This window comes from Paraburkholderia terrae, assembly GCF_002902925.1.
Classification (GTDB): domain Bacteria; phylum Pseudomonadota; class Gammaproteobacteria; order Burkholderiales; family Burkholderiaceae; genus Paraburkholderia; species Paraburkholderia terrae.
The window spans coordinates 1,504,266-1,516,923 of record NZ_CP026113.1; the positions used below are offsets into that span (position 1 = coordinate 1,504,266).

Annotated in this window: 10 protein-coding genes and 1 pseudogene; 7 read left to right on the plus strand and 4 right to left on the minus strand. The window is 54.6% G+C overall.

What is annotated here, in order from left to right; translation table 11 throughout:
- The first annotated feature begins 85 nt into the window (after window positions 1–85).
- From C2L65_RS36465 to C2L65_RS46285, 3 genes are all read left to right on the plus strand, one after another.
- A complete protein-coding gene (locus C2L65_RS36465) occupies window positions 86–913 on the plus strand; it encodes a TnsA endonuclease N-terminal domain-containing protein (RefSeq protein ID WP_233446625.1) in 828 nt (275 codons plus the stop codon).
- Window positions 913–3,216 carry a Mu transposase C-terminal domain-containing protein gene (locus C2L65_RS36470; RefSeq protein ID WP_052426790.1) on the plus strand — a complete coding sequence of 768 codons (2,304 nt, stop codon included), beginning with the start codon at window positions 913–915 and terminating at the stop codon, window positions 3,214–3,216. The genes C2L65_RS36465 and C2L65_RS36470 overlap by 1 nt, the downstream gene beginning before the upstream one ends.
- Window positions 3,217–3,582: 366 nt before the next feature.
- The gene (locus C2L65_RS46285) at window positions 3,583–3,972 is read left to right on the plus strand and encodes a hypothetical protein (protein WP_167450361.1); all 390 of its coding nucleotides are present in this window, start codon (window positions 3,583–3,585) and stop codon (window positions 3,970–3,972) included.
- Here the strand turns inward: C2L65_RS46285 and C2L65_RS36480 are convergent.
- Both C2L65_RS36480 and C2L65_RS36485 read right to left on the minus strand, forming a co-directional pair.
- A protein-coding gene (locus C2L65_RS36480; protein ID WP_103254638.1) for an IS5 family transposase occupies window positions 3,935–4,746 on the minus strand; the annotation gives its coding sequence in 2 pieces (ribosomal slippage) (window positions 3,935–4,398 and window positions 4,398–4,746; 813 coding nt in all). The genes C2L65_RS46285 and C2L65_RS36480 overlap by 38 nt on opposite strands.
- 347 nt (window positions 4,747–5,093) lie before the next feature.
- The gene (locus C2L65_RS36485; protein ID WP_042304871.1) at window positions 5,094–6,266 is read right to left on the minus strand and encodes a hypothetical protein; all 1,173 of its coding nucleotides are present in this window, start codon (window positions 6,264–6,266) and stop codon (window positions 5,094–5,096) included.
- Window positions 6,267–6,476: 210 nt separating this feature from the next.
- On the opposite strand from C2L65_RS36485, the gene C2L65_RS36490 reads away from it, so the two are divergent.
- Window positions 6,477–7,598: a hypothetical protein gene (locus C2L65_RS36490; RefSeq protein WP_042304872.1), complete on the plus strand. Its 1,122-nt coding sequence runs from the start codon at window positions 6,477–6,479 to the stop codon at window positions 7,596–7,598.
- Between the two features lie 194 nt (window positions 7,599–7,792).
- Here the strand turns inward: C2L65_RS36490 and C2L65_RS36495 are convergent, their stop codons facing one another.
- Window positions 7,793–8,455 (minus strand): hypothetical protein, encoded by a 663-nt coding sequence (locus C2L65_RS36495; protein WP_042304873.1) that lies wholly within the window; start codon window positions 8,453–8,455, stop codon window positions 7,793–7,795.
- A 443-nt stretch (window positions 8,456–8,898) separates the two neighbouring features.
- Between C2L65_RS36495 and C2L65_RS36500 the strand changes: the two genes are divergently transcribed.
- The gene (locus C2L65_RS36500; protein ID WP_042304874.1) at window positions 8,899–9,144 is read left to right on the plus strand and encodes a hypothetical protein; all 246 of its coding nucleotides are present in this window, start codon (window positions 8,899–8,901) and stop codon (window positions 9,142–9,144) included.
- Between the two features lie 305 nt (window positions 9,145–9,449).
- On the opposite strand, the gene C2L65_RS36505 is transcribed toward C2L65_RS36500, so the two are convergent.
- The gene (locus C2L65_RS36505; protein ID WP_156132237.1) at window positions 9,450–9,806 is read right to left on the minus strand and encodes a hypothetical protein; all 357 of its coding nucleotides are present in this window, start codon (window positions 9,804–9,806) and stop codon (window positions 9,450–9,452) included.
- Window positions 9,807–10,463: 657 nt separating this feature from the next.
- On the opposite strand from C2L65_RS36505, the gene C2L65_RS36510 reads away from it, so the two are divergent.
- Window positions 10,464–11,123: a gamma-glutamylcyclotransferase gene (locus tag C2L65_RS36510; RefSeq protein WP_042304877.1), complete on the plus strand. Its 660-nt coding sequence runs from the start codon at window positions 10,464–10,466 to the stop codon at window positions 11,121–11,123.
- 214 nt (window positions 11,124–11,337) lie between these two features.
- Window positions 11,338–12,148 (plus strand): annotated as a pseudogene (locus C2L65_RS36515) (IS5 family transposase).
- Window positions 12,149–12,658: the final 510 nt, after the last annotated feature.

Sequence of the window (12,658 nt, forward strand, 5' to 3'; positions counted from 1 at the left end):
TTTCGGTCGATCGTGGACGTGGGCGCCTCGATTTTGACGCAGGCTACCTGCGGTGGGACCTGACATGGCGCGCGGACCGAAGCTGATGACCGAAAAATTGATTTCTCGCTGGGTGCGCGAAGGGCGTGGTACGGGCCATGGACAGACGTATAAGCCTTGGCTTGAGGTGTTTGACTTCAGTTCGCTCGGGCGCGTCCAGCGAATCTACAGCGCCAAGTATGGGCGCACTCTCCACCTGATGTCCGACGTCGAGTCCCACACATTCTTCGCACTCGAGTGGTCGAGGCGAGTTACCGATGTGCGTGAACAGTTTCCACTGGACCGAGACTCGACCCTTGAAACCGCTGACAAATTGAGGATACGGCACCCTCACTATCCAGGGACAAATGTCGCAACGGTCATAACCGTCGATTTCGTCGTTGACGTCACGGACAACGATCAGCACGGTTTCGAAGCGATCGACTGCAAACGAACCGAGGACGCCGAAAATCCTCGCGCAATCGAAAAACTTCAGATCGCACATGCCTGTCTTGCGGGCATGCATATCCCGCATCACCTCGTCTTTCACTCAGAATTGCCCATGCAAAGAATCAGAAATATCGAGTGGATGCGGGGTGGGCTTATCAAATCTGGTGAGAAGGAGGAGTATCCTGGCGCCATCCGGGAGAGATCGCTCATCATGGCGTATGAGCTGAGCCACTCAGCTCGCAACATGCCACTTAACGAATACTGCGCGGGATTTGAGGTGCGTCACGGCATGCGCAATGGTGAAGGTTTGCGCGTTGCCAAACTCCTGCTGTATGAACGGGTGCTTCTTTGCGATCTCAGCAACCCGAATTTGGCCTGTGCGCCCTTGCGCAGTTTTCGATGCGTCCGCGCCGCCGATGGTCATCGAGCCAATGGAGCTGAGTGATGCTGCCCTTCCCCGCGTCAGCGAATACCGTTGAACCTATTGTCTCTCTGGATCCAGCCTGCGCTCCCGTCAAAAACGATCTGCTCGAAAGCGCTGAAGGCACGCGCTTTCGGGTACTAGCCATCACACCAGACGACGTGGTCTGGACTCTCAATCTGACCGTCTCGCATTGCTGGCCACAGCGCTGCTCGTACGAAGCGCTCTGCCATGCGATCAGGAATAAAGAATTCACCATATCTTCGACTAAGGTCGGCGCCCAACCTGCTTTTCATTCGCAGCGTGCCGAAGCACGTCAGAAATCCGCTTGGGAAATCATCGAGCCCCTGGTCAGCGATCCCGCAATCCTCGACGCTAACACGCGAGGTGCTATGGTCAGACATCGTGCCGAGGAAACAGGAAAGTCCAAGACCACCATCAACCGATACCTGCAAATGTTTTGGCGGGGCGGTCAGTCGATGTGTGCGCTGATTCCAGATTTTGCCAGCATCGGGGCTGCTCAACGAAGTGGTACCCACGGTCGTGGCCGAAGACCGAAAGGTGGTCGATACAAAATCTATCAAATGAACGCAGAGATCGATACGCCGCAAATCGTCGATGCGATCGAGAAGCACTATCTCAAGCACGAGGTACCGACGCTCGCGGATACCTTCGTGAAGTTGCTACGCGAGCGATATTCATATCTCGATGGAGATGGGGCCAGTTTTCTTAAGCCTCATGGCGAACGACCCACGTACAGGCAGTTCTGTAGCGTATTCAAACAGACCTTCTCATACGAGACCGTCCTGCGGCGCAAAAAGGGCGACAGGGACTTCGAACGCGATCACAATCAGAGCATCACGGGTGCCCTGTTCGAAGCGCTCTGCGTCGGCCACATCTACGAGATCGATGCGACCATTGCTGATGTGTGGTTGGTTGCAAAAGACAACCGCGCCAGGATCATCGGCAAGCCTACCCTGTACCTGATTTATGACAGATTCAGTCGACTATGCGTGGGCTTTTACGCGGGATTGGAGCGTCCTGGATGGGAAGCAGCAATGCAGGCAATTTTGAGCATCGCTGAGGACAAGGCTGCGTTCTGCAACAAGCATGGCGTACCCTATGACCCAGCGGATTGGCCCGCACAGGGGATGTTTCCTCAAAAATTCCTGGGCGACCGCGACGAGATGCTTTCGCACAACAGCAGCTGCATCTGTGATGGCATGGAATGCACCGTTGCAAACACCCGGGCTCTGTCACCCCAGAACAAAGGCACTGTTGAATGTGGATTCAAGTTGATCCATGCGTCCATCGCGGCAGACACCCCTGGATATGATCCGCCCCGAAACGCAAAGCGGCGTCGGGGCAAGCACTATGATGTCGACGCCAGCCTGACACTTGATGAGTTTGTTGCGCTGATCGTGGCCGCCATCATCAAGCACAATCGCAGCCAGATGCCACACTACGACATTTCGCCAGCCATGATCCTGCGAGGCTGTCCCCCGATACCTCGACGAATATGGGCCGACGATCTTCGCAACGGGGCGGGCGCTCTATCACGCTATTCCGAGGACTATCTTCGCCTGCAGTTACTCCCCCGTGCCACAGCGACAGTGTGCCGGGAAGGCGTTTGCTTCAGCGGATGTTATTACACATGTGATGAGCTTCAGAAGCGCGGCTGGTTCATCAAGGCTGCAAACCAAGGCGTGTGGAGGGTACCGATCTCGTACGACCGTCGTCTGGGCGACAACATCGTCGTCCACGATGTCCGTAATCGTCGTCAATCGTATGTGTGCAAACTGACCAAACGGTGCAAACGTTACGAAGGGTATTCGTTCGCCGAAATCAAGTACGTCCAACACGTGCTTGAATCGGCTCGCATGGACGGCGCGGACGAAGACCTGCAACACCGCGCAAATCTTCAACAGATCGCCTCCTCCATCTCCAAGCCAGCACGAGCGACCGCCACGGTAGCCTCAAAAGGAAAATCCCGGGCATCGAGAAAAGCCAATATTGTCGCTGATCGAAATTTCGAGCGATCAATGCGGCGCAAAGAAGAAGCGGCGATCGATCAGCTAACCCCACCGATTTCATGCTCTGCTTCACTGCGCGAAAGCGGCTCAGAGTCGCTCAAGCAGGTCAGACCGCGAAAAATTGCCTGCGAAAGGCGAGTTTCCACGCAATCGCAGCCGTCTGAACGTTATGAAGCTCCTGACGATTATCGGAACGCCGTCATAAAGGCGCAGGAGAAGGGAACGACCATCTTCGCTCAGTTGCTAGCAATGGGCGCGGTCTGTGATTTGGATGAACTTCTCAAGCTCGGCTAGTCTGCAGCGCAGCGCCTATCCAGCGCCTACTTGCTTTACTGAGATATCATTGAGTTGGCGGGCTCACAAGTAAGCACCCGCCTCCGTCAGGGCGAAACGTGAGATGGGCTGCCCGCTGCGGGGTTTCCGGTTTCCTGACACAAAAAAACCGGCCTACTTTGTCGAGTGCCTATATTCCCCGGGCACTTCTAAGATACTCTACTCCGTAGCTTCGTGGTTTGTCAGAAACGCGGTCACGTTCCTGCTCGCAACCTTTAGTGGCGTAATTTCTGCCACCGGATCACCGGCCCAGCTCGAAAGCGAATGGTCGTGACTCCCGTATAATTCGAATACGATATCGGTTCTGCGTTCGACTCTGTCCTGACCATGAATGACATCCCCGCAGGCGATCTATCGGCAAGAGAGTATGCGTTGGAGAACGACGCTGCGTCATTACTTGGCCGCATGCTTTTCGAATTTTCGCGTCTCGACGTGAACCTTGGTTTGTGTCTTGTATGGGCTGGTGATAGTACTCGACAAGAACACCTCACGAGGTCTATTGAAAATTGCAATTTCAAGGCTAAGTTGGGTCAGCTTTCTAAGCACATCAACGACAAGTTCTCCCAACACAGCGAGCGTCGCGATGCTTACGCAAACTGGATTCAACGCGCAGATGTAATTCGCCAACAACGGAACGCTCTGGTTCATGGACGCTGGGGCATACAGGCACTTACAGGCCTTAACAAAATGACGTTTTCAGTCGTCTCCAGCAGATGATGCAGCATGCGATTTTCATGAAGGCTTCGTGGATGAATGCAAGACGTTCGAAGCGGATGCGCAGCCGTCGGAAGTTGTGAAGCCAGGAGATGGTGCGCTCGACGACCCAGCGGGTTTTGCCCAGTCCGCTGCCGTGAGGTTCGCCTCGTCGGGCGATTTCAGTGTCGATGCCGGCAGCGTGTAGTGGACGGCGGTATTTGTCGTGATCGTAACCTCGGTCGCCTTGAACGATCCGGGGTTTCGAGAGCGGGCGGCCAGGTTTGCCGGCGATGCGCGGGATGGCGTCAACCAGCGCGTGCAGCTGGGTGACATCGTGGCGGTTGGCGCCAGTGAGGATTACCGCGAGCGGGATGCCTTGCGCTTCTGTGATGAGGTGGTGCTTTGAACCTGGTCGCGCACGATCGGTGGGATTGGGTCCCGTTTTTGACCCGCACCAACCGCGCGGATCGAGGAGGAGTCGACGACCACGCGCGACCAGTCTATGCGGTCCGCTTCGCGTAGCTTTGCAAGAAGCAGTTCGTGCAGTCGGTCCCAGACACCGGCGGCTTGCCAGTCGCGCAGACGGCGCCAGCAGCTCATGCCGCTGCCGCAACCCATCTCGCGCGGCAGCAGGTCCCAGCGCAGGCCAGTCTGCAGGATGAACAGGATGCCGGTGAGCACTGCCCGGTCATCGAGTGGTTTGCGTCCGGGGTAGCGTGAACGGCGTGGTTTGGGTGGGGGCAGCAGGGGGTCAATGAGTGCCCACAGCTCATCATCGAGTATCGGCTTGGCCATGTCCTTTCCGTTACCGAAACAATGATGAAGTTAACATCAATCGCTGCGAGTTAACAGCCCCTGCATCATTTTGTTAAAGGTTCTTAAAGAACTGCGTACTGATTCCTCCTCCCCGTGAACGGGGAGGGTTCATGGTGGGTGCACCGGGGCACAACGTAATGGTTCTTGAAGAACCGCGTTGCTCAGACCGGCAACAGCACGGGCTGCTGTTGCACCTCAACAAGCCTTCAGGCTAACCGCTCTGACAGCCCGCGAAGACCGTCAAATACTGCCTCGTTGATGGGGAATTCGGGACGGCGTTGGCCTTCAGCCCGCAACAATCAGACAGTCAGTGCCCACGCCCCCCTCTAGAACGGGATGATATCGTCATCATCAGACTCGGTAACATGTAGAGGCTCTATGCCCAACGCTGCGTCATAATCCGCCCTTGTCATTGGGTATGTCCGTTCAATTCGCATCGCCTGCGGCGAGAGCTTCGTCACCAATCGCGGTGACAGGCCTGCAGTAGCACCTTCGGCCGGAGGCCAGATTTTTGCCATCCCAATGTATTGATGACCGAACGCCAAAGGGCTCCAATCATATTCGACCACCAGTAGCTCACCGTCACGCTCATAGATAATGGGCAAACGCGCACGAAACCTGGTAAGAATTACCTCATGTTCCAGCAGTGGTATTGACAGCACGCCATTGCCCAGTGAAAGGTCCCATACAGAGACGCCGTCGCCCTCTCTCTCGTGAACGGCCAATGCTGTCTGGTTGTACTTGGTCAACGTTTCGATATTTACATCGGCGGGAAGCCTGATAAAAAAAGCAAACCGTTCTTGAGTTGAAAACTTGAGAGTCAAAGGGAAGTCATTTCGCTCCAAGATGTGAGCGGTGATACTCTGTCGGTCCTCAAACGTCTCGACTGGACTTTCTCCTCGCGAAATAAGCGAATGAGGTACGATTTCATCGCTATGATGCGAGTTAAAAAATTCCTCGTTTGCCCACTTTCCACGCAACTCCGCAATCGCCCCCGGAAGCTGGGCATGCCATGTCCATTCCGGTTGGGTCTCGATTTTAGACACCCATCCAGGGAAAAATTCTTCGCATTCGGGTGAAAGAGCTGGAAGAGGGCTGAGCAGACCGTGCCGACGCAAGAGAATTTCGTTCGCTAGCAACGCAGCGCCTTTAAGCATTCGACAGTGCTGGGAAAGGCCAGAGCGGAATTCGGCTAGCGAATCCTCGCTGCGCAGGGTCTCCAGCAATTCCGGATAGTCCCTAAACACCCAATCCTCGATGACCGAGGCATCCAGATTATTGAAGAAATCAGGACCACGTTCAAACTGTCGAATGAGGTTGGCTGCATAGAGAACAGCCCACTCTACCGGATTGTCAGCCCACTGCTGACGGTAATCGTAGGGCATGGGCGGGTCGTAGTCGTAGTCCTCGTCATCGTATTCGACGTCAGCGGTATTATCGGCGCCGGCCCCGTACGATTCGAGGTCTTCGGCGGCAGAGAGGTTCTGGTCAGTCGACATTGTGGGTCCCGTAAGTTAATGAGAAAACGAGTATTACGACGGGTTTTATCCGTGGCCACGTTCGGCGCATTTTTCGCGCAGCGCGAAGAATAGAAAACAACAGAGGTCGACTCTGTCCGCGCTGTCGGCACGGCAGCTTGCGGGACGAAGCAAGGCCCTGCCTGGATAAAACCGTACGCAATATTGGTTTTCATCCATTGCAGCAGACCTATGACCACTCGAAAGCACCAACAACAAGCACCCGCCACGCTCGTACATCAGGACGATGCCGACACCCTCCTCCTTCCGAATTATTGCTGGCATGATGAGAACGATTCGCTAATGCAAGCGGCGATTGACTCTGCCAGAATACTCATAGACCAGTACGAGTCTGGACCGCACTTTTACGCGCACCTTGATGCAACCGTCCTCTCGACCTGGCTTGAAGAGGATATGCCGGAACTAGTGGCCGGCCTTAGAGAGGAAGGGGCATACGATACCTTCCAGAAACAGCTGAGCTTCTACTGCGAACGTCTGTCGGTCGCAGGCGCCCTTGCGGACAGCTTCCTCCACGAGACCTTAGATTACGCACAAGACGATTACTGGGACTTCGACGTAGAGCGCTTCTTCCCGGGCCTTCTTCGTCGGATACAACTTGGAAAAGTCAGGAAACTGGAGCAGCTCCCGACGATAGTCGCTACTCTCGTTGACCGCTTCGCGCACCTCCGAGGGTTGCCGTTTCGCGACAACTATAGAACCTGTCTTCACGCTCGTTTGCCAGCCGAGAGATGGGATTGGTGTGACCTCAATCAAGTAAAGGCGGCAAACGAAAAGACAGCGTTTCTGCTTCGAGCAGAGCAGTTCCCGATGTCCCTGAGAATGTACACTCTCGAGCGCTACGTGCTTGTGCTTAATGTACCGCTCGAAGTAGACGCATCCGCGTTAATCCGCAAAACTGCCTATTGCGAGGTGGGTGCAGCGATTGCGGAAGCGAATCACGTTGTAGCTGAAATCCGGTTTTCTCAATACGTACCCGCACTACCGTTCTTTGATAACCTGCCGACGCTCAAACTGTTCCGGCAGCACATCCCGGTTGTGTATCTTTTTGATGATGCGCCTCCGCTACTGGTCGAGTATCCGTTTAGCTGGATGGCAGATGGCGCGTGGTTCACACGAGAGGCCTACAGAATCGAAGACCCATATTCGCCCGAATATACGACGTGGGCAGAAAACAGAAACGTAGACGCGCTTATAACGGAAATCCGCCCGATGCCACTCGGTGCTGGCCCAGTAAAGCGTGCGTCGGTATACAACGGGCCGTATAACGACAGTTGGCCCGAATTTCCTGAGTGACCGGCTAGACTGTTCCCATACACTTACCGGGTTTCTCCGTTTCAACAGTTCGTACTGAATGCGCTGAAAAACAACGGCCACCTGTCAGTGGCCGTTGTGCATAGAAATTGGCTCGTATGTCCTTGACGCCGTTTGCTCGGGGTATCAACGCAAAACGCGCGATCCAACGTACAGGGCTACCCGCCCTCCTCAACTCATTGCACAGTTGCTGTTCCTGGCACCAAGCCATTGCGAACAACTGCTTCGGCTGCAGGTCCGAAAACGGTGATGCCACCGCGTTCAGCAAGTGCCGCCTCAACTCGCTCGGTTCCGAGAATGCACACGCGGTGGTGGTTCACCTTGACATTGGGACGCATGCTTTCGAACGTAACCGCCGGGTCGCCGCATGCAGTCAGCGCCGTCGCGGCCTCAATGAACATCCGGTCATTCCGGCCGATTTCGCTCCTGAATCGCTCTAGGATGGCGGTCGTGTCCTGCGTCTCATAAGGTACAAAACATACCTGTTCGGGTGACCTGAACTCGAATCCCGCCTGCTTCGTCTTACGGAACCCGTCGAGGGCTCGCCAGACCTCCGGGTCCGTGGGGTCGGCCAGCCAGACGAACTGGGTATCGTTAAGCTGGATTCTAATGACAAACATGGCACCACCCGTCGGCAATGGGATAACACCCTGCCGAAGAATCGCACGCCCATTCATGTGGTCCATCAATGCCTCATCAACCGGCGCGACGAACACGGGCGCAGATGCGCGAAGCTCAGCGGCCTCTTTGAAGGACTGCGCGCGATTGCCCGCCCGGTCCAAGGCTCCAATGCGAACAGCGGTATGAGGGAGAACTTTCGAATTGAGATTTTGGTTCATTCTGGCACGTATAAATTGAGTAATGGCCTATTCGACGTCGATTCTCGAAAGCATAGGCATATAACGCCGAAAAAACAACATAGTATTTAACTCAGCCATCTCAACTATTTCGTCGAGACGGAATAATCACTTTTTCTATCTTGCTGATTTGAAGACATTTTCCATTGCCAAAGTTATCAATACATTTTTATACGTCTCGCATTTAAATCGCATGTCATCGGCATTTCAATTCTAATGCTATGATGGCGCGCGCGATTTTAAAGTCGTTGTAAATTTCCTCCTGCCAAGGACAGGTCAACTATCGCGTGCCCTCTTCCCGCTGACCGCCCTAAGGGTCCCGTCTCGGGCCTAGGCACACCAATGCGGGTTCCTGCAGCGAGCGAATTTCGTCGATCTGGCCGGACAAAACCAGGTGAGATAGTGTGCTTTCCAACAGTCACAGAATGAATATGAATCACGTGCAAGCGGCACGAACCGACGCCTCAGACATTGCTGAATCAACCAATGCCGCTGACACAGACGCTGCAAAGCACATCGCGCAGCAGCATTCTGAACGGGACGATATGATCAAAAACGCCCTGGACTATGCGCTCGAGCTGATTGATAGGCATAAGAACGGCCCGGCGTTCTACGAAGCCCGGACGCGTGGCTCATCGAACAATGGTTCGTTGCTCACCGTTACTGAATGAAAGACTTGTCGAGGCCGATGCCGTTGAGTCACTCCGGAGCAACTCGGTGCACATTGTCGCAAGCTGGTGGCCGCAGGCAGTATCGCTGACCTTATTCTATATAGCATCTGATACGTCGATACGACTCGTGCGACTACGATATCGAGCGCTTCTTCCCCGGCGTTCTCGCACAGGTAGCCAAACGCAAACTTAGTTTCGACGAACTTCCATGGACCGTAGCATTGCTCGCCGACCGATTCAGCTGAAAGAAGCGTACGCTGCGGCATGACAATCATCGCATACCCCTTTCTTGCAAATCGCCACACTTAGGACGCTTCTGGTATCGGTGGCGGAATTTCCCCAGCGACAACTCGCATCAGTACCTGTTCGGCACTTTTGATCAGATGGACCGGGACAATTGAGAGTTGAGAATCGTGAAGCGCGAGAATAGCCTCAAAAGACACAGCGGCTTCTGAAGTTAGTTCCCACGTTCCACAATCGTTTGCTCGCACGAAGGCAGATTCGATCCCCTGCTCCGCCGCTTGATACCGCTCCACGGGCAACGCACCATATCCCCTCTGCTGCAGAAGCCACGTCAGATACATCACAAGGGTGAGCTGGTTGAAATTATCCTGTTTACCGCTCCCACTGCGGCACACTGCAAACGCGAGATGATAGTTCAACGATTGAGCACGCGCGGCAGCAGCATTAAGAGGCAAAAGCATCGTCTTGGTAAGTGGGCGCCGTAGAGGTGATCCCATTCGATTGCGTTTTGCACTCATGTTGTACGGAGATATGGAATATCCCAGATATTGTAACTATCTTCTCAACATTACGCATGTAAAGTATGTTCGTACGCCAGTAGAATCGACTCAGTCAACCTCTTCCACTTTGCTACAAATCGGAGAGACGATGGTCTCCAAAGACTATTGAATGACTTCGAGTGCGTTGATCGCCAGGCATTCGATATCAGGAAAGCCTTTCTGAAAATATCTATGTATATGCACAAACACCGCAAGGACATGTCCGTCGGTAAGTTAGCACTCGACGATCTATTCTCACGACGAAACGCAGCTTTCGGTATCTTGTGGCTACGTGTCTCGCACTAACGCACTCGGAGAGTTCGCCGAAACGACGTCATGTCGGGAAAGATGCATGGTCAGCGCGGTATCAGAGAGAAGGCAATGTGCGAGCACGCTAGCGACAAAATGGCGTATTCTTGATCGCCTGATCCAGTACTCTGACGAACGAAGGCTGCGACGGTGCAGCCCTCCCTCGTTTCGAGCGGAAAATTCTCATCGTCAATCACACTAGCGAAAGGAAGCCATCGAGAGGCGAAGGTGTTATCAAGAAAACATATCTTGTCGGGCGCATATCATGAAGCGTTCGCCAGCGCACTGGGGGACGTCCTCTGGCCTCTGGAGAAAATTGAAGAGTCTCTCAATGACACGCTTGCAGCTCGACCGAATAGCGGCGAAGTATGGCTTTTCGGATACGGCTCGTTGATCTGGAATCCGCTCTTCGAGTTTGATTCGAGGGCCGTGGGTACTCTGCATGGATGGCATCGAAGCTTTTGCTTGCGCGTAGTCGCTGGCAGAGGGAGCGTGCAGAGACCAGGACGAATGTTGTCACTTGAACCAGGTGGTTATACAGGCGGCGTCTTGCTCAGATTACCTGCAGACAAGGTCCTTGACGAACTTCGGATCATCTGGATCCGGGAGATGGTGGCCGGAGCGTATGTCCCAACATGGGCGGACGTAAGACTTGAAGATGGGCGAGGAATTAACGCGTTGGTCTTTGTGGCGAACCCGACACATCCCCTTCATGAGCCTGACTCGGACATCGCGCGCATTGCCTCTATCATTTCGCAGGCGTCTGGAGAGATTGGACCGAATTCGGACTACGTGCGAAAGCTGCAGTCCTCGCTGCTAGATTACGATATGCAGGATCCGTATGTCGATGCACTCGTTGAAGAACTTGACCGGCTCGACGCCGCTTAAAGGGCATAGTCACGGTCCAGCGTTCGTTCCGGTGCGCCGGCTGTACAGCTGACGCGCCCGTAGGAGCCAACTATCCGTGATCTGCCTCATCGGCCACATGCTGGCGTGCCTCCTTGCGCACTTAGTTTAGAACCCTTAACAAAATGATTTCTTGGGTCTGTTAACTTCCAATGATTGCTGTTAACCTCATCATTGTTTCGGTGACGAGGAGGTCATGGCCAAACCGATACTCGATGATGAGTTGTGGGCACTCATTGAACCTTGCTGCCCCCACACAAACCTCGCCGTTCACGGTATCCCGGACGCAAACCACTGGATGACCGGGCCATGCTTACCGGCATCCTGTTCATCCTACAGACGGGCCCGCGCTGGGACCTGCTGCTGCGCGAGATGGGTTGCGGCAGTGGCATGAGTTGCTGGCGCCGTCTACGCGACTGGCAGACCGCCGGAGTCTGAGCCCGGCTGCACGAAGTCTTGCTCGCCAGGCTGCGTGAGGCCGAACAGATTGACTGGTCCCACGTCGTTGTCGGTTCCTCCTCCATCCGCGCCGTGGGCGCAGGTCAAAAACGGGACGCAATCCCATCGACCGCGCGCGACCTGGTTCAAAACATCACCTCATTACCGAAGCGCAGGGCATCCCGCTCGCGGTAATTCTCACCGGCGCCAACCGCCACGATGTCACCCAGCTTCACGCCTTGGTTGACGCCATCCCGCCCATCGCTGGAAAGCGCGGTCGGCCGCTCTCGAAGCCCCGCATCGTTCAGCGTGACCGGGGATATGATCACGACAAATACCGGCGCCCGCTACATGCAGCCGGCATCGCCACTGAAATCGCCCGACGTAGCCAGCCTCATGGCAGCGGCCTTGGTAAAACCCGCTGGGTCGTCGAGCGAACCATCTCGTGGTTTCACAACTTCCGAAGACTGCGCATCCGCTTCGAACGTCTTGCATTTATCCACGAAGCCTTCATGAAACTCGCCTGCTGCATAATCTGTTGGCGAAAACTGAAGAACTCATTTTGTTAACGCCTCTTAAGCGGATAAATTTACCTCCTAGCCCACCCGTTTTCCGCATTTGATATTGCCAAATACGGTGCCAGCCTGCTTGTCTTAACAATGTGTAGATGCACAATTAGGCCAATTTAATCTCTCTGAGGTACCCTCCTCTTGTCCAGGTATCCGCGCGCCTGATGTCCGCTTTCAGGGAGATGTTGGCGACAGCACGCAAACGCTGGCGTCGGCCCTTCTTTTATAAAAAATGCACGCGGCGGTGCAATTGCTAATTTTTCAGGTCGCCTGTGATTGGGTAACGATCGCCTATGCGGCTCGTGGGCGGATCAAGGCGCTGGACAGGCAGCTAACCGCTTGCTCACTTTCACCAACACTGCCGTAAACCCGTATACAGTAGATTCCGGGAATGGTCGTTATCGTGTTTGGTGCGTTCGATCGCAGACTCGATTGGACGTACACGACCATGCTCCAGCCTTCATTTCGGGCGCGCTTTCAACGCAATGTTCTACCACGCGCTGGCGCGCA

Excerpts from the sequence above, each read along its gene's own strand:
- C2L65_RS36465 (WP_233446625.1), top strand. The coding sequence starts at position 86 with ATGACCGAAAAATTGATTTCTCGCTGGGTGCGCGAAGGGCGTGGTACG.
- C2L65_RS36470 (WP_052426790.1), top strand. The coding sequence starts at position 913 with ATGCTGCCCTTCCCCGCGTCAGCGAATACCGTTGAACCTATTGTCTCT.
- C2L65_RS46285 (WP_167450361.1), top strand. The coding sequence starts at position 3,583 with ATGAATGACATCCCCGCAGGCGATCTATCGGCAAGAGAGTATGCGTTG.
- C2L65_RS36485 (WP_042304871.1), bottom strand. The coding sequence starts at position 6,266 with ATGTCGACTGACCAGAACCTCTCTGCCGCCGAAGACCTCGAATCGTAC.
- C2L65_RS36490 (WP_042304872.1), top strand. The coding sequence starts at position 6,477 with ATGACCACTCGAAAGCACCAACAACAAGCACCCGCCACGCTCGTACAT.
- C2L65_RS36495 (WP_042304873.1), bottom strand. The coding sequence starts at position 8,455 with ATGAACCAAAATCTCAATTCGAAAGTTCTCCCTCATACCGCTGTTCGC.
- C2L65_RS36500 (WP_042304874.1), top strand. The coding sequence starts at position 8,899 with ATGAATATGAATCACGTGCAAGCGGCACGAACCGACGCCTCAGACATT.